Annotated in this window: 13 protein-coding genes and 1 tRNA gene; 2 read left to right on the forward strand and 12 right to left on the reverse strand. The window is 67.2% G+C overall.

The annotated features are described in order from the left end of the window. Position 1: 1 nt before the first annotated feature. The 3 genes from J4030_RS01260 to J4030_RS01270 form a co-directional block, all read right to left on the reverse strand. Complete coding sequence (locus J4030_RS01260) at positions 2-2851, reverse strand: type I restriction endonuclease subunit R (RefSeq protein ID WP_243762659.1); 2850 nt, start codon at positions 2849-2851, stop codon at positions 2-4. Between the two features lie 254 nt (positions 2852-3105). Continuing rightward, the gene (locus J4030_RS18405; RefSeq protein ID WP_208047357.1) at positions 3106-4404 is read right to left on the reverse strand and encodes a restriction endonuclease subunit S; all 1299 of its coding nucleotides are present in this window, start codon (positions 4402-4404) and stop codon (positions 3106-3108) included. Next, positions 4401-6158, reverse strand: coding sequence for a class I SAM-dependent DNA methyltransferase (locus J4030_RS01270; RefSeq protein ID WP_208047358.1), 1758 nt, complete (start codon positions 6156-6158; stop codon positions 4401-4403). Before J4030_RS01270 ends, J4030_RS18405 begins: the two co-directional genes overlap by 4 nt. Before the next feature lie 491 nt (positions 6159-6649). Here J4030_RS01270 and J4030_RS01275 point away from each other — a divergent pair, with 491 nt between their 5' ends. Next, complete coding sequence (locus J4030_RS01275; protein ID WP_208047359.1) at positions 6650-8527, forward strand: DUF262 domain-containing protein; 1878 nt, start codon at positions 6650-6652, stop codon at positions 8525-8527. A gap of 513 nt (positions 8528-9040) precedes the next feature. On the opposite strand, the gene J4030_RS01280 is transcribed toward J4030_RS01275, so the two are convergent. The 9 genes from J4030_RS01280 to J4030_RS01320 form a co-directional block, all read right to left on the reverse strand. Then, positions 9041-9113, reverse strand: a tRNA-Thr gene (locus J4030_RS01280). A 97-nt stretch (positions 9114-9210) separates the two neighbouring features. Next, the gene (locus J4030_RS01285) at positions 9211-10740 is read right to left on the reverse strand and encodes an alpha/beta hydrolase (protein ID WP_208047360.1); all 1530 of its coding nucleotides are present in this window, start codon (positions 10738-10740) and stop codon (positions 9211-9213) included. Further along, positions 10737-11885 carry a DNA polymerase III subunit delta' gene (locus tag J4030_RS01290; protein WP_208047361.1) on the reverse strand — a complete coding sequence of 383 codons (1149 nt, stop codon included), beginning with the start codon at positions 11883-11885 and terminating at the stop codon, positions 10737-10739. The genes J4030_RS01285 and J4030_RS01290 overlap by 4 nt, the downstream gene beginning before the upstream one ends. Next, positions 11882-12508: a dTMP kinase gene (gene tmk, locus J4030_RS01295; RefSeq protein ID WP_208047362.1), complete on the reverse strand. Its 627-nt coding sequence runs from the start codon at positions 12506-12508 to the stop codon at positions 11882-11884. Before tmk ends, J4030_RS01290 begins: the two co-directional genes overlap by 4 nt. 33 nt (positions 12509-12541) lie before the next feature. Then, positions 12542-13240 (reverse strand): hypothetical protein, encoded by a 699-nt coding sequence (locus J4030_RS01300; RefSeq protein ID WP_208047363.1) that lies wholly within the window; start codon positions 13238-13240, stop codon positions 12542-12544. 182 nt (positions 13241-13422) lie between these two features. Continuing rightward, positions 13423-14442: an alcohol dehydrogenase gene (locus tag J4030_RS01305; RefSeq protein WP_208047364.1), complete on the reverse strand. Its 1020-nt coding sequence runs from the start codon at positions 14440-14442 to the stop codon at positions 13423-13425. A gap of 165 nt (positions 14443-14607) precedes the next feature. After that, complete coding sequence (gene topA / locus J4030_RS01310) at positions 14608-17394, reverse strand: type I DNA topoisomerase (RefSeq protein WP_208047365.1); 2787 nt, start codon at positions 17392-17394, stop codon at positions 14608-14610. A gap of 115 nt (positions 17395-17509) precedes the next feature. Beyond that, positions 17510-19003 (reverse strand): methyltransferase, encoded by a 1494-nt coding sequence (locus J4030_RS01315; RefSeq protein ID WP_208047366.1) that lies wholly within the window; start codon positions 19001-19003, stop codon positions 17510-17512. After that, a complete protein-coding gene (locus tag J4030_RS01320; RefSeq protein WP_208047367.1) occupies positions 18996-19337 on the reverse strand; it encodes an STAS domain-containing protein in 342 nt (113 codons plus the stop codon). Before J4030_RS01320 ends, J4030_RS01315 begins: the two co-directional genes overlap by 8 nt. A 118-nt stretch (positions 19338-19455) precedes the next feature. Here J4030_RS01320 and J4030_RS01325 point away from each other — a divergent pair, with 118 nt between their 5' ends. Continuing rightward, positions 19456-21816, forward strand: coding sequence for a DEAD/DEAH box helicase (locus J4030_RS01325; protein WP_208047368.1), 2361 nt, complete (start codon positions 19456-19458; stop codon positions 21814-21816). Positions 21817-21820: the final 4 nt, after the last annotated feature.

Here is a 21820-nt window from a genome sequence, read left to right on the forward strand (position 1 = left end):
CTCAACCTTCTGCCTTCACGTTCTCGTGGACCAGCTCGCCAAGGAGCCGGACGATCTGGACCTTCATCCGTTCATCAGTGAAGAAGTAGTCAACCATCTTGTTGTGACTGGTCTGGTTTCCGGCAACCGCGTCGGTGACGGCGTCGGTCAGGTCGGGTGACTCGACGAACTGACGGATGCTGTTGGCGCGCGCTTGGGTGGTGACGGTCTCATTGTCGAGTAGGACCGTGACGATTCCCTCGACCCACGACTGTCGCTCGCCGGGGGTGAAGTCCTCCCCGGCGAACAAGTCATTGACCTTCGCCAGCACCTCGGCCAAGCGGACCATCCGTGGATCCCGGGCGGCTCCCGTCCCGGTTGCGGCGACCGGCTGTAGGTGACGAGTCTCGCCACCGGCGAGGTCGAGGTCGTGATCGCCTGATCGGGCTTGCTTGATGTGGGTGAGCTCGACCGTGCTGAAGTCGACCGCGTCCGCTCTGGTCCGCCCCGTCAGTCGCCGTTGTAAGAACCGCAGGAACAGCGATCGCTTCTCCAGGTCGGTGTCCTGGTAGTTGATGATCTGCGACAGGAAGTCATACAGCCGCACAAACGAGCCAACATCCTTGCGGAATAGGTCGAGTTGCTCCGCTGCGGTCTTGTCCTGGGATGCGAGAGCTGCCGCGTATTCGTCGTTGAACCGATCAGCGGCCGACTTTAACGGTGCACTGATGGCGCCGTGCTTCCCGCTGAGGTAAGCGGTAGTGAATGCCTCGACTTCGCCGTCGGTGTAGATCCCGGCGGCGTCGAGTTTTGCCTGCAGATCATGGACGATGTCGGGATCCGTGACGTCTTCGAGACTGGCCTGCCGGTAGTACGGCTTGAACGACTCGAGGATCTCGTCGGGATCGTTGACGAAATCCAGCACGTATGTCGTGTCTTTGCCGCCCGCCGAATAGGTGCGGTTGAGCCGGGAGAGCGTCTGTACGGCTGTCACACCGGAGAGTCGCTTGTCGACATACATCGCGCTCAGCAGCGGCTGGTCGAACCCAGTCTGGTATTTGTTCGCGACGATCAGGATCTGGAAGTCGTCGGTCCCGAACGCGACGGGCAAGGTTTGGCCCCGTAGTCCGCTGTTGAGGTTGGTCTCGGTGTAGGGCTGCTCGATTCTGGCAAAGGTGACGTCATCGAGTTCGATCGACCCGGAGAACGCGACCAGCGTTGCGAGCGGGTAGCCGCGCTTGGCGATGTACGCGTCGATCGCTTCCTTGTAGCGCACGGCGTGCTCGCGAGACGAGGTGACCACCATCGCCTTGGCGTGCCCGTCGAGCAGGTGCCGCACGTTAGCGCGGTAGTGCTCGATGATGATCTGGACCTTCTGGGCGATGTTTGTCGGGTGCAGTGAGACCCACCGCATCAGACCCTTGGTGGCCTCGGTCTCGTCGACCAGCGTTACCTCCTCCAGGTGCCGCTTGGACTTCTCCGCGATCTGGAACGCGGTGTTGTATGTCGTGTAGTTGCGCAGCACGTCAAGGATGTAGCCCTCCTCGATCGCTTGCTGCATCGTGTAGGCGTGGAACGGTTCAGGGCGCCCGTCGGCGCCGGGCCGGCCGAACAACTCCAGTGTCTTGTTCTTCGGGGTCGCGGTGAACGCGAAGAACGACAAGTTCGGTGACTCTGCGCGGGACTCCATGTCTGCGGCGAGGATCGCCTCGGTGTCGATCTCGCCACCATCGGCCAGCGTCTCCAGCTCTTCCGACGAGAGGACTGCCCGCAGCTTCTTCGATGCCTGTCCGGTCTGGGAGGAGTGCGCCTCGTCGGCGATGATCGCGAACCGTTTGCCCTGGAGGCCCTTGTTCTCCCGGATCGTCTCCAACGCGAACGGGAATGTCTGCATGGTGACGATCACGATCAACCGGCCGGCGAGCAGTTCCGCGGCGAGCAGCCCGGATTTGGACTTGATGTCGTCGCTGCCCGCGTTGCGGACTTCGTCGGCGTTGATCTGCGCGACGGTGCCGTCCACACCTTCGATCTGTTTGATCGCCTTCTGCAACTGATCGTCCAGCACGGTCCGGTCGGTGACGACGATCACGGTGTCGAAGACGCGCTGGTTCGTCTCGTCGTGCAGGGTCGCCAGGCCGTGCGCGGTCCAGGCGATCGAATTTGTCTTGCCGGACCCGGCCGAGTGCATCGCCAGGTACCGGTGCCCGGTGCTCTCGGCGCTGACCGTCTCCAATAACTTGGTCACCAACTCCCACTGGTGGAACCGCGGGAACAGCAGCGTCGTCGTCCGGGTCGCCCCGCCACTGATCGGATCGATATCGGTGCGTGTCTCCAAGTGCAGCAGGCGACCGATGATGTGCAACCACGCATCGCGCTCCAGGACCCGCTCCCACATGTATGACGTCGCCACCCCGCCCGGGTTCACCGGGTTCCCTGCGCCACCGTCGTGGCCCATGTTGAACGGCAGGAAGTGCGTCGCCTTCCCGGCGAGCCGGGTGGTCATTGCGACCTCGTCGTTGGAGGCCGCGAAGTGCACCAGGCACCGGTTCGCGAACCCCAATAGCGGCTCACCCCGCGGGTCGCGGTCGAGGCGGTACTGGGTCGTGGCGTCGTCGATCGACTGGGTGTTGTCGGTCTTCAACTCGATAGTCGCGACTGGCAGACCATTGATAAAGAACACCAAGTCGATGCTGTTGGCGTTCTTCGTCGAGTAGTGCACCTGTCGCATTACTCGCACTCGAACCGCCGAATAGCGCTCTAGCGCAAAGGCGTTCAATGTGGTCGCTGGCCTGAACTGGCACATTGAGAGTCGGGCCGGGGTCTTCTTGAAGCCGCCACGAAGGACGTTTAGCGTGCCGCCGCCCGCGTCCAAGGGCGCGTCCAACGTCTTGACCAACCGGTCCAGCAACTGGTCGCGTGCCCGTACCTGCTCAGCCTCGGACAACGACGGCTTGACCACTTTCGCCAGCTCGTCCGGCTGTGTCTCCTGCAACCAGTCGAAGACATCCTCAGGGAACAGCGCCCGCTGTTTGTCGTACCCGGCGTCGGTCGGGGAGTACAGCCATCCCGTCACTGTGAGGTGTGCGCAGATCTCGTCCTCGAACGCCTTCTCGTGCTCGATCGCCATCACGTCACCTCTCCACGCACGTCGAGCTGACCGATCACCGCTGCTGTGATCAGCGCCGACCGCCGTTCCTTGGACAGTTCGATGAACCGCTCGGTCTTCTCGATCAGCGTGTCGATCTTCGCCGTCTGCTCGTCGAGGTAAGCCGAAATTTGGTGCTGCTCGGCAATCGGTGGGACGGGAATTCTGATTGCGCCGAGCACATCGCGAGAGAGGGACGGCATCGTCGCGGTCCGATTGTTCGCCTCGACGTATCCAGTGGCGAGGCATGCTTTGAGGCAGTACGTGAGGAACTCACTTGCGACCCGCCCTGACGATGGTCGGATACGGGCGACGTGGTTCTGGAAACCCCATCCGTCAAGGTCGTTTCGAAGAAGGTGGCTGCGACCGTATCCAGCGCCACCTTCGACTACAACGACATCGCCCGCTCGCAGTGAGTAGCGAGCGAGTTCGGCACGACTGAACCTCATCTGTTTCGACTCGTCGAGTACCAGTTGATCTGGCTGGATCGATCCCGCCGCAAGGTAGGGCCTGGCGGTATCGCTCTCGGGTACGTTCCCAGACTTGGAGGCATTCAACATCTTGCCCAAGACGACAGAGAAATCGTAACGAACAGGGGCCGTCGTCCAGGTCCACGGCGGCGTTCCGAACCAGTGACCGTCGTAATCGAAAGCGCCTCCTGAAGCCAGTCCCGCAACCGACGCGCGGATGACTCCGATTCGTCGTTCGCCGAGTCTGGTGATGAGTTGTTCCTGCTTCGCGATGAGGGTGTCGATCCGCGCGGTCTCGCGGTCGAGGAAGTCCGCAATCGCCCGCTGCTCGGTCTCGGGAGGCGTCAGCAGCGGCAAATTGTCGAGGTCGGGCTGTTGTACTCGACGGTCAAATGTGGTTTGCGCGCGCGTGTAGAGGCGGTACTGGTCGATGTATGCGCACGTGCGAAGGAGGTAATGGAGGTAGCGAGGGTTGTGATTGCGGGGCCGGAAAACGCGATAGTCCGGACTGACGGCACCGCTCACTTTGGACGTGCCGATCGCTCCTCCGATGAGCCACATCGGGTTTACGACGAGGTCACCCGGGCGGGTGACCAGGTACCGCGGAAGGCTCTTCTTGTCCGGTTCCTGACGTTGACCAAGCGACGATCGAGCGACGATTTCGCCAGATGATTTAAGGGACATCATGGGCTCACTGAGGTCGGCATTGCGATCCTCGAGCCGGTCGAGTGCTGCCTTGAAGCGTGTAATAGCCCAAGTGGGCGGAGCCGTCGCGGTCAGCGGCTCGACTGCCAGGTGTCGACCGATCACTGTTCGACCTCGCGGAGGAGGTCCATGATCTCGGTGACAAGCTTGTTGAGGTCGGCGTCGATCTCTTCGAGTGGTCGCAGCGGTACGTACTCGTAGAAGTGCCGGGTGAACGGGATCTCGTAGCCGACCTTGGTCTTCTTGTGGTCGACCCAGGCGTCGGGGACGTGCGGGAGGACCTCGGACTCGACATACGCCTTGACGGTCGCGTCGCGACCCTCGTCCCCGGCGACGTTCCCGGCATACGTGAAGGGGATGTTCTCGGTGTCCCGCAGCTTCGTGTCTGCCTTTGGGTTGCTCTTACGGTCGGTGACTGCGGTGCCGTCGTCGTCCAGGAGCGGACGCTCGACGGTGACAGTCCAGTAGCCGAACTCGTCGGTGCGGAACGTCTTGGAGTGCTTCGAGGACGCGTACTCGGCATACAGCTTGACGATTTCCGCCCGGTCGGTGGGTGAGAGTTCGCGGGACTTGGCGCCGAGGTTCTTGCGCATCTTGGCGTAGAAGCCGGTACCGTCGATGAGCTGGACCTTGCCGACCCGGTCAACGGCCTTGTTGTTGTCCAGCACCCACACGTAGGTCGCGATGCCGGTGTTGAAGAACATGTTCGTCGGCAGCGCGACGATCGCGTCGACCAGGTCGCGTTCGATCAGCCACTGGCGAATCTTGGACGGTCCTGACTCGGCCGCTCCGGTGAACAGGGGCGAGCCATTCAGGACGATGCCCGCGCGGCCGCCGCCGTCTTTGATCGGACGCATTTTCGTTGCCAGGTGCTGCAGAAAGAGCATCTGCCCATCGCCGATCGACGGCAGTCCGGCAGGGAAGCGAGAGTGCTCGCCGGCCCGGGCAACCTCGGCCTTGACTGCCCGCTCGGAGGCCTTCCAGTCGAAACCGTAGGGTGGGTTCGACAGGCAGTAGTCGAAGGTGGTGCCCGCGAACAGATCGTCGGCCAGGGTGTCGCCGAGTTTGACGTTCTTGGGGTCCTGTCCCTTGCCGATCATGTCGGACTTGCAGATGGCGTAGGACTGGTCGTTGATCTCTTGCCCGTACAGCCGCAGGCGGCCGTCGGGGTTGAGGCCCGGCTTGTCGGGGGTGCCGATGAGGTGTTCCTCGGCGATCGAGAGCATGCCGCCGGTACCCGCGGTCGGGTCATAGATGCTGCGGACGACGCCCTTCTCGGTGAGAGCTCGGTCGTCGCCGGCGAAGAGCAGTTCGACCATGAGCCGGATCGCGTCGCGAGGGGTGAAGTGCTCGCCAGCTGTTTCGTTGGAGGCCTCGGCGAACTTGCGGATCAGGTGTTCGTAGAGGTCGCCCATTTCGGCGTTGCTAATGATTTGTGGGTGCAGATCGACGTCGGCGAACTTCTGCACGACGATCAGCAGCCGGTTCTTCTCGGCCATCGTCGCGATTTGGCTGTCGAACCGGAATCGTTCGAAGACGTCGATGTTCTTGGAGAACCCCGCGAGATAGTCGGTGAGGTTGGCGGAGAGGCCGTCCGGATCACCGACGAGCTTGGCGAACGTCCAGGGTGAGGTGTTGTAGAAGTTCAGCCCGGTGGCCTTCTTAATCTTGACGTCGCGCAGTTCGTCGCGAGGTTCGGCATACGCGATGTCGCGGACCTGCTCGCGAGTCGGTTCGAGCACACAGTCCAAGCGGCGCAAGATCGTCATCGGCAGGATGACGTCGCCGTACTGGTGTGGTCTGTAGACGCCGCGGAGCTGATCCGCGATCGACCACACGAAATTGCCCAGACTGCTCAACACATCTCCTCATGGTTCATCTATGGCCGGCGCCTCAGTCTCGCGCAGAACAGGTCGAGATCGACGGACGCGCAATCGTCAGGGTCGTTCGTACGGGTCCGAGTGGCCGGGCCCGCACCTGCCCCCGGCAGTAACCGCAAGGAGGGAGGCGCCTGATCTTGTCCAAGTCGCCCAGCAACGATCTCGCTGTGGAGGATGGCCTCTAGTGCGCTTTTGTTCGGCCGGCTGCGTGATGGATCGACCATACGATATGGCCTCGAACGACACGTCGGGGCTGCTGCACAGATAAGTGACAGGATCGGTCAGCTGCTGGTGTGACGAGTCCAGCTGCCGATACCGAAGGTGGTGGATGCTGACCAATGTGACGTGCGGGTGTCGCTCCGCGATCACCAGCGTTGGCGGGGCAAAAACTGCTCGGTTTCGCGAGTGCTCATCGCCAAGACACTGACGCTCTAGCCTGTTGGCGTACCAGACCAGGATGGGGAGACTTGATGAAGGCTGACGCGCTAAACCCGCGTGAACTGTTCGGCACCACGGTGCATTACGAGATTCCGGCCTTCCAGCGGCCGTACGTCTGGACCCTCGAGGACCAGTGGCGGCCCCTGTGGCAGGACGTCCGCCGGGTGGCTGAGAAGGTCATCGCTGCAGACGGCGACGAGGAGATGCTTGAGGCCTTGGGGGGCCACTTCCTCGGGGCTGTCGTTTTCAAGCTGAAGTCTGCGATAGCGGGTGACGTCACGCGCCAGTCCGTGATCGACGGGCAGCAGCGAAGCACCACCCTCCAAATCATGCTGGACGCCGTGCACGAGGCCGTCCTCAGCCGTGGGCACGAGCTGGAAGCAGAAGCAATCGAGGAGCTGATCCTCAATCAGGCCAAGCGATTCGCTGGACGCCCTGAACGCTTCAAGCTGTGGCCATCACGCTCGGACCGGTCCGCGTTCGAGTACGCAATGGATCAAACGGGAGCCCACACCGGCGACCATCTAATCGTCGAGGCCCACGAGTTCTTCCGGACTGAGGTCGGTGACTGGCTTGTGGGAATAGTCGACGAAGGCGAGGAGGCGGTCGGTGAGGAGAAGGACCGGGTGGCCGCCCTTGCCGATGTCGTCCAGTCCCGGCTGTACGTCGTCGCGATCAACTTGACCGGTCACGACGACGACCAGGTCATCTTTGAAACTCTGAACGATCGGGGCACCCCTCTACTAAAGGCAGATCTCATCAAGAACTGGATCTTCCAGATCGGCGAACGGGTTCACGCGGGCGTCGACTCCTGGCCCGAGAAGTACTGGGCCGATTTCGACGACACATGGTGGCGAGAGGAAATCACACAGGGTCGTCACATGCGGTCCCGCATCGACATCTTCCTGCAGTACTGGCTGACCATGCGACGTCGTAGCGATGTTCTGACCGACGAGGTGTTCCGCGAGTTTGTCGCCTACGCCAAACCCATGATGACCACGGCAACCGACGCCGAGGCCCTCCTTGGCGAATTGCGTCGAGACGCCGACACGTTCCGCAGTTTCGCGCAGCTGTCGCGAGAGACCGTTGAGGGCCGATTCTACGGGCGGGTGGTGGAGTCGCTCGAATTAGCGGCCACCACCCCACTCCTCCTTTGGATGTTGTCGGAGAACCACTCAGTCCCGAACGATCAGATTTCGATTGCGCTCGGTGCACTGGAGAGCTGGGTCATTCGACGAACCCTCTTGCGCGGTACCATGAAGGACGTCAACAAGATGATGGTTGCCATCCTGGCGGCCCTTGACGAGGTACCCATTGGAGAGGTTGGCGTCGCAGTCAGGGACTACCTCGTCAGCCAAACCTCGGACGCGAGGACTTGGCCAAGCGACGTCGATATGCTCGCGGGCCTGCCTGGCATCAAGCTCTACGGCAACGTGCGCCAATCTCGTCTGCGTGTGGTGCTAGAAGCGCTCGAATTGCAGATGCGCACTCAGCGGCACGAGGCTGTCACCGTGCCTACCAAGCTCTCGGTGGAGCACGTCATGCCTCAGGCGTGGCGAAGCCATTGGGACCCCGAGCCGAAACTGTCACCGGAAGAAGCTGCGGACCGCGACAGGCTGGTCAACACCTTGGGCAACCTCACCCTCGTTACGTCAGAACTTAATGGGACGCTGTCTCACCGCCCCTGGACCGATATCGCCACCGCCCCCCTTAAAACAACCGGCGAGAACAAGGGCCTGGGAAAGCGGTCACTGCTGAACAAATACAGCGTCCTGCTCCTCACTCGTGAGATCGTCGACCACCACGCGGAGGCGTGGACCGACGAGGACATCCGCGCGCGAGCGACGCAGTTGAGCGGGGTTTTGTGTCACGTGTGGCCACATCCCGGGAGCGGTACTAGAAGCGCATGACCAGTCATAAAAATCGACCGTCGCGCGGCAGTAGCTCTCTTGCGCGCCGTACTCGGCCAGGTCGACCCGTCGCGCCGCGTCACCCACGAGCGTATCCGGCACCGGGTGTACCCGATCTGACGAAAGACGTGCAGTATTTCCCTCAAGGGCTTCTTCGTCTTGCACCTCTCGCTATGCAAGAGGAGGCACGGGTGTTTCTCAAACTGCCGGATCTTAGTGACCCGCATCTTCTAAAGCAGCGAGCTGTCGGTAGCGGCCGCCACAGTAGCGGCATAAAGGTCTCCTTTGCCGGTCGACGCCGTGGCTTGGAGGCGTCGCGCGACATCCAGCCTGGACTCATTAAGGCGATAGGTGACGGCCCATTGTCTTCGAGCACTACACCGTTTAAACGGTGCATAGTCGCGAGGCATTTACGAGTGGCGTCGACGCTGCGGATGTTGTGTCAAATTATGCCAGCTCTTGCTGAGGCACTCTCGAAGTAAGAACGCCTCCACCAATGGTGAGAGCGTGTCGAGCCGCTTATCGGAGTCGAACCGATGACCTATTCATTACGAGTGAATTGCTCTACCGACTGAGCTAAAGCGGCGTGCGCCCCGGCAGCCAGGCTGCTTGAGCGCGCCGCCGAGTATACGCAGGGACCAGGCGTGCGCCCGAATCGGGAGCCCGAAGCGCGTACAGGCCTCTCAGCAGCGCTTGCCGTTCGCAGGCACCGACCCGTTCAGCAGGTACGCGTCCACCGTGTCATCGACACAGCCGGACTGGCCGTACGCCGTGTGCCCGTCACCGTCGTACGTGAGCAGGTGCCCGTTAGACAGCTCTGTGGCGAGCCGCTGGCTCCAGGCATACGGCGTCGCGGGGTCGCGCGTCGTCCCCACCACGAGGATCGGACCCGAGCCCGCCGCAGAGATGCGATGCGCGGTGCCGGTGGCCTTGATGGGCCACTGCGCGCAGGTCAGCCCCGACCACGCCAGGAACGGCCCCCACGTCGGCGCGGACTTGGAGAACGACGTCACGTCGGCCTCGTAGGTGGCAGTGCTCGAGCTGGACGGCTGGTCCAGGCAGTTCACCGCGTTGCCCACCTGCATGATGTTGCCCTGGTAGCTGCCGTCGCTGCTGCGATCGGCGTACTGGTCGGCCAGCGCCATCAGCTGGTCGCCCTTCCCGCCGAAGGCCTGCTTCATCGCCTTGGTCAGCGTCGGCCACGACTGCTTGGTGTACATCGCCTCCGCGATCCCGAGCGAGGCCCACCCCTCGGTCAATTTCTTCACGTCGCTCTCGCCGGAGACCGGCAGCGGCTGCGCGTCGACCTGCTTCAGGAACGACCGGATCCGCGCCATCCCGGCATCCACTGTCGACCCAAGCGGGCAGCCGCCCGACGACACGCAGTTCGCGACGTACGAGCGGGTGGCCAGCTCGAAACCGCCCGCCTGCCCCTGCGCGACCTGCTCGGACGTGAGGTCCGGCGGCACCACCCCGTCGAGCACCATCCGGCCGACGTTGCGCGGGAAGAGGCCGGCGTACGTCGAGCCGATGAGCGTGCCGTAGGACTTGCCCAGGTAGTCCAGCTTCGGGCTGCCGAGCGCCGCCCGCAGCACATCGACGTCGCGCGCCACCTCGACGGTCGACACGTGACCGAGCAGCGGACCGGCGTTTTTCTTGCAGGCCGCGCCGAAGCCCTTCGCGAGAGCAACGGCCGCGGTGACCTCGCTCGGGGTATCCGGTGTCGGATCGGACCCAAGGATGCCGTCGAGCTGCGCATCCCCCACGCATTGAATGGGATCCGAGCGCTGCACCCCGCGCGGGTCGAAACCCACCACGTCGTAGGACTTGCGGATCGAACCGGTGACGATCTGGTCGGCCGCGGCCGCGTAGTCGTAGCCCGACCCGCCTGGACCTCCAGGGTTGACGATGAGCGACCCCTTGCGCGAACCCGTCGCCGGCACCTTGTCGATCGCCAGCTGAATCGTGGCGCCGCCCGGGTTGGCGTAGTCCAGCGGCACCGTCAGCTTCGCGCAGCGCACCGGCCCGCAGTCGTCCCAGCTGATCTTCTGGCTGTAGAACTTCGCCAGCGAGGGCGTCGGCGGCGACGTCACCGACGGAGGCACCGGCGTGGTCGGCGACGGCGCACTGGAGCCGAGCACACTGCACCCCGACAGCGCCAGCGACGCACCCACGAGAAAGACACTCGCGGCGTACGCCGGTCGACGCGTCATACGCGGACTCCTTTGACCTGCAACGAGATGGCCATCGACTCCAACGCCAACAACGGCGGCACCGCAGCCTCGATCCGCTCCCGGGCGACCCCGATCGCGTCCATCGCCAGCAGCAGTTGCTCGGCCGTGTGGGTCTGGGCGACGTCCCGCACCTGGTCGCCCAGGTCGGCGTTCACCAGGTCGACCGGCGCACCCGAGCGCACCATCAGCGCGTCCCGGTAGAGCGACAGCAGATCGACCAGCGCGCGGTCGACCACGTCGCGGCCGAAGCGGGTCGCGCGGGTCTTCTGCTCCTTCTCCAGCGCCGCCACCTGCGAACGGATGTGGGGCGGCTGGGTGCGCGCCGCCGGGTCGGCGCCGAGCTGCTCCAGGAGCCGGGTCCGCTCCGCACCGTCCCGCTCGCCCGACGCCGCGCTGGTCTCGTCGCCCGCGATTGACGCCAGCGTCGCCGCCGCGGTCATCGCATCCCCCAGGTTGTGAATACCGCCGGCGAACCGCAACGTCTCCCTTCGGCGTTCGCGTGCGCCGTCGTCGCGCGCCAGCCGCAGCGCGAGCCCCACGTGCGACTGCGCCGCACGCGCGCTGTCCAGCGCCAGCTGCGGGTCGATGCCGTTACGACGGGTCAGCAGCTCCGCGACCGCCTCCGGCGACGGGGTGCGCAGCCGCACGTGCCGCGAGCGACTGCGGATGGTGATGATGACGTCTTCCAGCGACGGCGCGCACAGCACCCACACGGTGCGCGACACCGGCTCCTCCAACGCCTTCAGCAGCGCGTCGGCCGCACGCTCGGTGAGCCGGTCGACGTCCTCGATGACGATGACCCGCCAGGCCCCCACCGACGGCCGCGCCTGCGCCAGCAGCGCCAGCTCGCGGGCCTGGCGCACCGGGATGGACAGCCCCGACGTGGCGACGATCTCGACGTCGGCGTGGCTGCCGTCCAGCGCCGTACGGCACTCGTGGCACTCGCCGCAGCCGTCCCGTGGGCACTCCAGCGCGGCGGCGAAAGCCCGTGCAGCAGTGGACCTTCCGGACCCAGGAGGGCCCGTCAGCAACCACCCGTGTGTCATCGCGGTCTGATCGCGCACCGCCCGGTCGAGCGTGGTGACGACCGTGGGCTGGTCGATGACGTCGTCCCAGACGCTCACAGCTGCCGCTCCACCATCGGCGCGACCCGGTCGCGCACCAGCGCCGCGACCTCTTCGGGAGGCAGGGTCGCGTCGACCACGAGGTAGCGGTGCGACTCGGCGGCGGCGAGCGCGAGGAACCCCGCGCGTACCCGCTCGTGGAACTCCGCCTCCTCCTGCTCCAGGCGGTCACCCCCCGGACCCCGGCGGTGCAGGCCGACGGCAGGGTCGAGGTCGAGCAGGATCGTCACGTCCGGCACCAGCCCCTCCGTGGCCCAGCGCGACACCTCGGCGACCTCCTTGGCATCGAGCGTGCGGCCGGCGCCCTGGTAAGCGATCGAAGAGTCTTGATAGCGGTCGGCGATGACGACCGCACCACGCGCCAGCGCCGGGCGCACCACCGTCTCCACGTGGTGGGCCCGGTCCGCGGCGAAGATCAGCGCTTCCGCGCGGGGCGCCACGTGGTCACCGTGCAGCAGCAGGTCCCGCAGCTGATGACCGAGCTCCGTGCCCCCCGGCTCGCGCGTCACCACGACTTCCTGCTCGCCCTCGGCGAGCCACGCCCGCAGCGCCTCGATCTGGGTGGTCTTGCCCGCGCCGTCGCCGCCCTCGAAGACGACGAAGGGCGAGGTCGCGGACGGCATACCGCGAGCCTAGGTCACGGGCCTGACGGGGCCTCACTTCCAGGTGTAGCGGAGCGTGTAGTTGTCGTAGACCGACGACGCGACCTTCGCCCCGGTGATCTGGTAGGCGATGCAGGTGTCGCGCGACTGCCCGGCCGGGATGGCCTGGTAGTCGGATTCGTTGTCACACCCCGGCACCGAGGAGTAGAGCGTCTTGCCGGTCTGCGACGACTCGAAGATCGGGTGCAGCTCCAGCTGGTTCATGTCGCCGGCCTCGACCTGCTTGGTCCCGCCCGTGACGTTCGCGTAGTTGACCGTCATGTAGTAGAGCGTGCCGTTGGCCTTGGAGACGTTGCCGCCGTACGCCGACTCCGGCGCGACCGTCAGCTTCTTGACGGTCATGCACACGGTCGTGCCGTTGTCGTCCTTGTAGACCGCGGGCTGGCCGTAGCGCAGCGCCGCCGTCTGCGGGCTCAGCTTGGTGCTGCAGCCCGCGGGCAGCGCGGCGCCGGCCGGCGCAGAACTGCTCGTCGACGACTCCGTAGTGGACGGCGTCGTGGGGCTCGACGAGGCCGTCGACGGCGTCGAGGGCACTGACGGGGTGGTCGGCGCCGACGTCGCGGAGGAGGTCGCCGAACTGCTACTGCTGGCGGCGCCCACCGTCGGCGCACCACCCGGTCCGCAGGCGGCGATGCCCACGACGGCGGCGGCGCTCAGAGAGGCGGTGGCGATACGGGTGAGGGTGGTACGCATGAGCATTCCCTTCGTAGAAGACGTTGGGAATACGACGGGCGCACCGCCGGAGCGGTTCCATGCCCTACCGGATCAGGCCCGCACCCCTCGCCCGAGTGGCGTACACAACGCTCGAGTGGCGCACATATATCGGGTGCACTCGAAACATAGGTACGCCACTCGGCGGGGGTGGCGGGCCGCGGTCAGTTGCCGGTGGTCAGCACCATCCGGTAGCGCGCCTCGCCGCTCATCATCTTCGCGAAGGCGTCGTTGACGTCGGTCAGCGAAGCCTCTTCGGTCATGACCTTGATGCCGTGCGCCTGGGCGAAGTTCATCGTCTCCTCCACCTCCTGGGCGGTGCCCGACGGATGCCCGTGCACCTTCTTGCTGCCCATGATCAGTTGGGTGGGACTGACCTGGATCGCCTCGGGCACCGCGCCGATGGCAATCAGCTCGCCGCGGTGGGTCAGCCCGTCGATGGTGGCCGACATGGCGTCGGCGTTCGCGGCCGTGGCGAGCACGACCTTGGCGCCGCCGAGCTTCTGCAGCGCCTCAGCGACGTTCTCGGAGTTGCTGTCGATGTAGTGCTTCGCGCCCAGCTCCAGAGCGGAGTCCTTCTTGTCGGCGCCGCGCGCGATCGCCACGGTCTCGAAGCCGAGCTTGGCGGCGAACTGCACCCCCAGGTGGCCGAGGCCGCCGATCCCGAGGATGGCCACCAGGTCGCCCGGCTTGGCGATGCTGGAGCGCAGCGCGGAGTACGTCGTGACCCCGGCGCAGCCCATCGGCGCGGCCTGCACGGCGCTCATGCCCTCCGGGATGCGCGCGAGCGCGGTCGCCGGGACGATCACGGAGTCGGCGTACCCGCCGGGGTAGGCCCAGCCGGGCACCTGCAGCTCGGCGCAGTTGATGAAGTCGCCCTCGCGGCAGGCCAGGCAGTGCCCGCAGTTACCGCCGAACCAGCCGACCTCGACCCGGTCTCCGGTCTCCCAGCCCTCGACGTCCTCGCCGACGGCATCGATACGGCCCGCGATCTCGTGGCCGGTGACCAGCGGGAAATGCACGTTGGGGAACGCTGCGTGCACGAACCCGGCGTCGGAATGACAGATGCCGCAGGCCTCGACGGTGATCCGCACCTGGCGGCGGCCGGGCTCCCGCACGTCGTTCTCGACGATGTGGAAGTCACCGCCCTCGGCGTCGACCTGGGCTGCACGAACAGTGGCCATGGTGGTGTCCTCATCAGTCGGTAGGGGGATACCGATCGATCATGTCAGGACGGGCTGAGCGCCGGTCACCCTCGCCGAGTGGCATACGTACGCCTCGAGTGGCGCACCTACAAGGGGTGCACTCGAAACATAGGTATGCCACTCGGCGGGGTGGGGGACGCCGGGTCAGCTGCGCTTGGCGGTCGCCTTCTTGGCCGTGGTCTTCTTCGCGGTGCTCTTCTTGGCCGTCGACTTCTTCGCCGTCTTCTTCACCGTGCGCTTGCGGGTCGTCGGACCCTTCGCGCGCTTCTCGGCGAGCAGCTCGAAGCCGCGCTCCGGCGTGATCGTCTCCGGGTCGTCGTCCTTGCGCAGCGTGGCGTTGCTCTCGCCGTCGGTGACGTACGGGCCGAACCGGCCGTCCTTGACCACCACCGGCTTCCCGGACACCGGGTCCTCACCGAGCTCTTTCAACGGCGGCGTTGCCGCACGACCCCGGCGCTTGGGCTCGGCGTAGATCGCGACGGCCTCGTCCAGGGTGATGTCGAAGAGCTGCTGCTCGGTCACGAGCGAACGCGAGTCGGTGCCCTTCTTCAAGTAGGGCCCGTAGCGGCCGTTCTGGGCGGTGATCTCGACCTGCGCGGCCTCGTCGCCCTCGCCCTCGGTGACCGTGCCGACGACCCGCGGCAGGCTGAGCAACTTCAGCGCGGCGTCCAGCTCGATGGTCGCCAGGTCCATGTCCTTGAAGAGCGACGCGGTGCGCGGCTTGGCCTTGGCGGCCTTCTTCTTGCCCTTGGCGGGCTTCTCCGCCTCCGGCTCGTCAGGCAGCACCTCGGTGACGTACGGCCCGTAGCGGCCGGCGCGGGCGATGATCTCGTGACCGGTCTCCGGGTCCTTGCCCAGCACCCGGCCGTCGTCGTCGGCGGTCGCCAGCAGCTCGCGGGCCTTCTCCGGCGACATCTCGTCGGGGGCGACGTCGTCGCCGATGGTGGCGCGCCGCGGCTTGGCGTCCGGGTCGGGCGCCTCGCCGGTGACCTCACCGGTCGCGGGGTCGACGCCGACGGGGACGACCTGCTCGACGTACGGGCCGTAGCGACCCACCCGCACGACCATGCCGTCGCCGAGTTCGATGGTGGAGATCTCACGGGCATCGATCTCACCGAGGTGCTCGACCATCTCGCGCAGACCCTCGACGGTCTGCCCGGTCGCGCCGAAGTAGAACTTGTTGAGCCACTCCACTCGGCCGCGGTCGCCGGACGCGATCAGGTCCAGGCCCTCCTCCATCGAGGCGGTGAAGTCGTAGTCGACCAGGGAGGGGAAGTGCTCCTCCAGCAGCCGGGTGACGGCGAACGCGAGCCACGTCGGCACCAGCGCGGTGCCCTTGGTGCGCACGTACCCGCGGTCCTGGATCGTGCCCACGGTCGCGGCGTACGTCGAGGGGCGGCCGATCCCGCGCTCTTCCATCGCCTTGACCAGGCTGGCCTCGGTATAGCGGGCCGGCGGGCTCGTCTCGTGGCCGTCGGCCTCGGCGCGCTCGACGTCGAGCAGCGCTCCCTCGGTCAGCTGCGGCAGACGACGCTCCTGCTCGGAGGCGTCCGTCGCGTCTCCGGCGTCGCGGCCCTCCTCGTACGCCGCGAGGAAGCCACGGAAGGTGATGACGGTGCCGCTGGCGCTGAACTCGACCTGCTCCGCGACGCCGCTGCTCGCCACCGGCACGCTGAGGCGCACGGTCGCGGTCGAGCCGCGAGCGTCGGTCATCTGCGAGGCGACGGTGCGCTTCCAGATCAGCTCGTAGAGGGAGAAGTCCTCGCCGCGCAGCTCACCGGCGACCTGGGCCGGCGTACGGAAGCGGTCCCCGGCGGGGCGGATCGCCTCGTGCGCCTCCTGGGCGCCCTTGGCCTTCTTCTCGTAGCGGCGCGGGGTGTCGGTGATGTACTCCGCGCCGTACATGTCGCTGGCCTGCGCGCGCGCAGCCGTCATGGCCGACTCCGACAGCGTCGTGGAGTCGGTGCGCATGTAGGTGATGTAGCCGTTCTCGTACAGCCGCTGCGCAACGCGCATCGCGTTCTTGCTCGACAGGCGCAGCTTGCGGCTAGCCTCCTGCTGCAGCGTCGAGGTGGTGAACGGCGCGGAGGGCCGCCTCGTGTACGGCTTCTCCTGCACCGAGCTGACCGTGGCGGTGGCCGCTGCGACGGCGTTCGCGATGGAGGTCGCGCGGGACTGGTCCAGGTGCACGACGTTGCTGGCGCGCAACTCGCCGGAGTCGGCGAAGTCGCGGCCGGTGGCGACGCGTACGCCGTCCACGGAGCTCAGCCGCGCCGCGAACGACTGGCCGGCCTCCTGCGGGGCGAAGTCACCTTCGACGTCCCAGTACGACGCCGAGCGGAACGCCATCCGCTCGCGTTCACGCTGCACGACCAGGCGGGTCGCAACGGACTGCACACGCCCGGCCGACAGACCCTGGCGGATCTTGCGCCACAGCACCGGGCTGACCTCGTAGCCGTAGAGCCGGTCGAGGATGCGGCGGGTCTCCTGCGCGTCGACCAGGTGGGTGTCCAGCTCGCGGGTGTCCTGCGCGGCGCGGACGATCGCTTCCTTGGTGATCTCGTGGAAGACCATCCGGCGCACCGGCACCTTGGGCTTGAGGACCTCCAGCAGGTGCCACGCGATGGCCTCGCCCTCGCGGTCCTCATCGGTCGCGAGCAGCAGCTCGTCGGAGTCCTTCAGCAGCCGCTTGAGCTCGGCGACCTTCTTGCGCTTGTCCGGGTCGACCACGTAGTACGCGTCGAAGCCGTTGTCCACGTCGACGGCGAACTTGCCGTACGGCCCCTTCTTCATGTCCGCGGGCATCTCCGACGGCGTCGGCAGGTCGCGGATGTGGCCGACGCTGGCGTCGACGACGTAGTCGGAGCCGAGATATCCGCCGATCTTCTTGGCCTTGGCGGGGGATTCGACGATGACGAGCTTGCGTGGCACTACGGACTCCTTGCGTTGGTCACCCTGGTGCGGTGGATTCGTCACCGCCTCGACCTCGGGCGCTTAGACGGTAACCGGTCGAGCCTGGACGTGGGCTGCAGGCCCACCCCCGTTCTCAGACGAGCAGGCCGTCGGCGACCAGCTCGTGCAGCCGTGGCAGCAGGGTCGCGCGCAGCTCGGCGGGATCCTGCTCCAGCAGGTCCGCGATCGCGTCGATCGCGGCTCCGGCAGGCAGCTCGCCGTCGCACACCGAGATGTACGCCGCGAGCGCGGTGTCCATCGGGATCGCCCTCCGCAGTCCGCCGCCCTGGCGGAGCAGAATGACGCTCGGATCGTCGGCCCCCGGCAGGCCGTGGCGTTCCTCGGTCACGTCCGGCGCTGTGCGCCAACGGCTTTCGAGCAGGTATCGCTCGCCGCCCTCCGCCAGTGCGGTGCGCGCGCGCAGGCCGGCGTCGACGACCGCGCCCATCGCGTCGCCCACGGTGCCGTGGGCCTCGGTCAGGTCCACGAACGGCGTGCGCCCGGTCTGCGGGCGTTGCAGGGTGATGATCCCGAAGCCGATCCGGTCCACGTCGCGCGCCTCGAAGTCATCGAGCCAGGCGGCGTACATCGCGTCGTACGACGGGTGGCCCACGGTGTGACCACCGTCACCGGACCACAGCTCCGCGTACTGCGCCGGATCCTGCACATCACGCTGCACGACCCACGCGTCCAGCCCGGTGCCGTCCACCCACTCGGTGAGCACCTCGCGCCAGTCCCGTCCGCGCGGCACCTCCCAGTTGGCGAGCAGCTGGGCGATCCCGCCGGACGCGAGCACGTCCGGGAGGCGCCGGATCAGCGTGCGGACCAAGGCGTCGCCGGTCATCCCGCCGTCGCGGTACTCGTACTGGGGCATCGCGGTCGTGCGCGGGGTGATCACGAACGGCGGGTTGCTGACCACCAGGTCGAACGTCTCGCCCCGCACCGGGTCGAGCATCGAACCGTCCCGCAGGTCGAGGTCCACGTCATTCAGGGCCGCGTTGAACCTCGCGTAGGCCAGGGCCCGCGTCGAGATGTCGGTGGCGACCACGTCGTCAGCATGGGTCAGCAGATGCAGCGACTGCACCCCGCACCCGGTGCCCACGTCGAGGGCGCGGGCGACCGGGCGACGCGGTGTCCAGGACGCCAACGTGGTGGACGCGCCGCCGATGCCGAGGACGTGGTCGGGCGGCAGGATCGTGCCGGTGACGACCTGCGACAGGTCCGAGGCGACCCACCAGCTGTGCTGTTCGTCGCCGTAGGGGCGCAGATCGCAGGTGGAGCGCAGCAGGCCGTCGTGCTGCTCGACGATCAGGCCCAGGTCCTGCAGACCACCCACTCCACAGGTGGGTACGGCTCGCGCCAGATCGGCCGGCTCGACCGGCCGTCCCAGGGTGAAGAGGCGGACCAGCGTCGCCAGGACGCCTCCGCCGGCGGTCGCCCGGATCGCGGCCATGGGCTGCTCGCGGTGCAGCGCCCGTGCCGCCACCTCACCGAGGAGGTCGCCGATGGCGTCGGTCGTGAAGTCGGCCGCCGCCAGGTCGGTGCGCAGCGCGCTGAGCGCCCCCGCAGCGACGGTCGGTTCAGCCAAGGGTGGTCAGGGCCTCGTCGCGGCTGTCGAAGATCTGGAACACCTTGTTCAGACCGGTGATCGCGAAGTTCCGCAGCACCCGCTCGTTGTCGATGACCAGGACCAGATCGCCGCCGGCGAGCCGGATGGACCGCAACCGACCGACCAGCACGCCAAGTCCGGTCGAATCCAGGAACGGCACCCCCCGCAGGTCCAGCACCACCCGGGCGTTGCGGGCCGCCATCAGGCGAGCGAGCTCCGCGCGGAGGACCGGTGAGGTGGAGGCGTCCAGGTCACCCTGGACGCTCACGACCATCGGATCGGTTTCGGCCGAGCCGGACACCGAGACCTGCATGAAACCGCCTTTCCGCGGACATCGTCGTGATACCCGGGACAGGGATGTCGTCCGGTGATGCGACAGTGATGATGGTGGTCACAATCGGACCAAGTCTTACGACCCTCCACATTGTGGCATGGCCCCCCACCAGTCACTCGGACCCCACACGGACGGAGCGATCATCACGTCCAGCACCTTCCGACCCGATGTGGCATCGGCTCTGCCCTCCCTGACCGGTGTCGGCACCGGGCGGTTGCTGCACGTGCGCACCGAGCCGGCGCGACCGGCGTACTCCGCTCCGTGGCCCACCTGGGTGCACGCCCCGGTCCGCGCGGCCGTCGAGGGCACCGGGGTACGCGAGCTGTGGACGCACCAGCGCCGGGTCGCCGACCTGGCCCACGAGGGCGTCGACGTCGGGATCTGCACGGGGACGGCGTCCGGGAAGAGCCTGGCGTATCTGCTGCCGGTGCTGTCCGCGCTGTCCGAGGGCGTGTCGGCGCCGACCGGGCGCGGCGCGACCGCCATCTACCTTGCGCCGACCAAGGCGCTCGGCGCGGACCAGGAGGCCCGGATCGCCTCGTACGCCATCCCCGGCATCCGCGCCGCGACCCTCGACGGCGACACGCCCACCGACGAGCGCCGGTGGATCCGCGAGCACGCCCACCTCGTCCTCACCAACCCCGACCTGCTCCACCACACGCTGCTGCCCCAGCACGAGCGGTGGGCCTCGTTCCTGCGGCGGCTGCGGTACGTCGTGGTGGACGAGTCGCACGTCTATAGGGGGGTGTTCGGCGCGCACGTCGCGCTGATCCTGCGCCGGCTGCAACGGATCGCGGCCAGGTACTCCGCCTCCCCCACCTTCGTGCTCGCGTCCGCGACCTCGGCCGCGCCGAGCGAGCAACTCGGCCGCCTCGTCGGACGCCCGGTGCAGGTCGTCGACGAGGACGGGTCGCCGCACGGCGCCACGACGTACGCGCTGTGGGAGCCGGGAAGCGCCCCGTCGGACCCGACGGGCGAGCGACGCCGCAGTGCGGTCGCGGAGTCGGCCGACCTGATGACCGCGCTGGTCCGCCAGAGGGTGCAGACCCTCACCTTCGCGCGATCCCGCGTCGGGGTGGAGGTGGTGGCCGAGATGACCCGCGCGGCCCTGGGGTCGGACGGGTCGTCCGTGGCGGCGTACCGCGGCGGCTACCTGCCGGAGGAGCGCCGCGAGCTGGAGCGCGCCCTGCGCAGCGGCGAGCTGCGCGGGCTGGCGGCGACCAACGCGCTCGAGCTGGGGATCGATATCAGCGGCCTGGACGCGGTGGTGATGGCCGGCTGGCCCGGCACGGTCGCGTCGTTTCGGCAGCAGGCCGGCCGCGCCGGACGCGGTGCGGCCCCGTCGCTGGTGGTGCTGGTCGCGGCCGACGACCCGTTGGACACGTTCGTCACCCACCACCCGGAAGCCATCTTCGACCGCCCGGTCGAGCAGGCGGTCTGCGACCCGGCGAACCCGTACGTGCTCGCGCCGCACCTGGCGGCCGCGGCGGCCGAGCTGCCGGTGACGGTGGCCGACGCCGCCTACTTCGGCGACGACATGGTGAGCCTGCTGGCGGCGCTCGTGGCGCGAGGCGTCCTGCGCCGGCGGCCGCGCGGATGGTTCTGGGCCCGGGAGGACCGGCCCGCCGACCACTTCTCACTGCGCGGCTCCGGTGAGGACGTCGTGCGCATCGTGGAGACCCGCACCGCGCGGGTGCTCGGCACGGTCGACGGTGCCCGGTCGCACACGACCGTGCACACGGGTGCCGTCTACACCCACCAGGGCGCGCCGTTCGTGGTGACCGCGCTCGACCTGGACGACGGCAGCGCGCACGTCGTGCCCGGCGACCCGGGGTGGTCGACCATGGCGAGGTCGGTCAGCTCGTTCGACATCGTCAGCTCCGATCGACATGAGGTGTGGGGCGATTGCGAGCTGCACTTCGGCACCATCCGGGTGCGCAGCCAGGTGACGTCCTTCCTGCGTCGGCTGCCGTCCGGTGAGGTGCTCGGCGAGCACCCCCTCGACCTGCCCGAGCGCGAACTGGTCACCCGCGGGGTGTGGTGGACGATGCCTGAACCCGTCGCTCTCGCAACGGGTCTGGATCCCGCCGACCTGCCCGGTGCGCTGCACGCCGCCGAGCACGCATCGATCGGGATGCTGCCCCTCGTGGCCCAGTCCGACCGGTGGGACATCGGCGGGGTGTCGACCGCGCTGCACCCGGACACCGGCGTGCCGACCGTCGTGGTCTACGACGGCCACCCCGGCGGCGCGGGCTTCACCGAACGCGCGTACGCCGCGGCCCGCGTCTGGCTGGCGGCCACCCGCTTGGCGATCGCGGAGTGCAGCTGCTCGCACGGTTGCCCCTCCTGCGTGCAGTCGCCCAAGTGCGGCAACGGCAACGAACCCCTGGACAAGCCCGGCGCCGTGCTGCTGCTGGACCGGCTGCTGCGCGACGCCCCCGGTGGCCGGGAGGGCTGAGGGG

The sequence above is a fragment of the Allobranchiibius sp. CTAmp26 genome, from assembly GCF_017565405.1.
GTDB lineage: Bacteria > Actinomycetota > Actinomycetes > Actinomycetales > Dermatophilaceae > Allobranchiibius.

Coding starts and splice junctions, on each gene's coding strand:
- J4030_RS01275 (WP_208047359.1), top strand. CDS start 6,650: ATGAAGGCTGACGCGCTAAACCCGCGTGAACTGTTCGGCACCACGGTG.
- J4030_RS01285 (WP_208047360.1), bottom strand. CDS start 10,740: ATGACGCGTCGACCGGCGTACGCCGCGAGTGTCTTTCTCGTGGGTGCG.
- tmk (WP_208047362.1), bottom strand. CDS start 12,508: ATGCCGTCCGCGACCTCGCCCTTCGTCGTCTTCGAGGGCGGCGACGGC.
- J4030_RS01300 (WP_208047363.1), bottom strand. CDS start 13,240: ATGCGTACCACCCTCACCCGTATCGCCACCGCCTCTCTGAGCGCCGCC.
- J4030_RS01305 (WP_208047364.1), bottom strand. CDS start 14,442: ATGGCCACTGTTCGTGCAGCCCAGGTCGACGCCGAGGGCGGTGACTTC.
- J4030_RS01320 (WP_208047367.1), bottom strand. CDS start 19,337: ATGCAGGTCTCGGTGTCCGGCTCGGCCGAAACCGATCCGATGGTCGTG.
- J4030_RS01325 (WP_208047368.1), top strand. CDS start 19,456: ATGGCCCCCCACCAGTCACTCGGACCCCACACGGACGGAGCGATCATC.